This is a genomic window from Pedobacter sp. 05L430, assembly GCF_056397585.1.
This window is the reverse complement of the sequence record NZ_JBFTNT010000583.1, coordinates 1-815: the sequence shown is the minus strand read 5'-3', so window position 1 is coordinate 815 and position 815 is coordinate 1. Positions and strand designations below refer to the sequence as shown.

At 40.6% G+C, this 815-nt stretch carries 1 protein-coding gene and 1 pseudogene; both read right to left on the bottom strand.

Annotated elements, in window-relative coordinates; translation table 11 throughout:
- Nucleotides 1-210: pseudogene (locus AC1DG9_RS27455) on the bottom strand (HlyD family secretion protein); the annotation flags it as partial.
- 18 nt (nt 211-228) lie between these two features.
- Nucleotides 229-815: TolC family protein (locus AC1DG9_RS27450; protein WP_477635746.1), on the bottom strand; the 587-nt coding region annotated here is incomplete at its 5' end.

Below are 815 nucleotides of genomic sequence, written 5' to 3'. Positions count from 1 at the left end.
TAGTTGAGTAGTATCAATATAGCCTATCGTTTCGCCTGCCTTAAGTACCTGCCCCTCTGCAAGATTCAGGGTCTTAATGGTTCCGGTTGCCTCAGCAGATACGATGGTTTCTACAGCTTCGAAAGTGCCCGAAGCATCATAGACTTGTTCCTTTTGCCCACAAGACATCAAAAACAAAGCGGTAGTTATTGCAAATGCTATTTTCTTCATGATTAGTTTGTTTAAAAATTAATTGCCAGTGGTAGTTTGTTTATTATACTGTGCCATAAGCAGTTGTATCTGGTGCATGATTTTGCTTTGTCTGGCCTGATCTTCGGCGTTTACCTCACGTAAATAATCGCTGGTATTGATTACTCCGTTTTGCAATTGTGCGGCCGATGTTTCCTTTATACTTGCTCGCAACGCAATAATCTCATCATCTGAGCTCAATAGGTTTGTTTGCTTATCAATTTCAGATTCCTGCTGTTTTACCACAAAATTAGTGTTCAATAAAAAGCTTTCCTTTTGCAGATCAATCTCTTTTCTGTTGATGTCTATAATTGCCTTTTCTTTTTTGCTGGTATAAAAACCAGATAGGGGCCAGCTCATTCTAAGTCCACCCATGGCAAAAGGTTCGGCTGCATTGTTCAACATATTTAATGCTGGCCTGCCTACACCACCCTGCAAAAACAAATTAAATTTAGGCAGGTTCCGGGCTGCTATAGCTTGTTCTTTTACCTCCAGACTTTTGCGTTGCTGTTCATAAAGGCTAAGCTCTGGCCGGCGGATTTCAGCTTGCATTATAGGTTGTACAGGTTTTTGCAACTCAATATCTT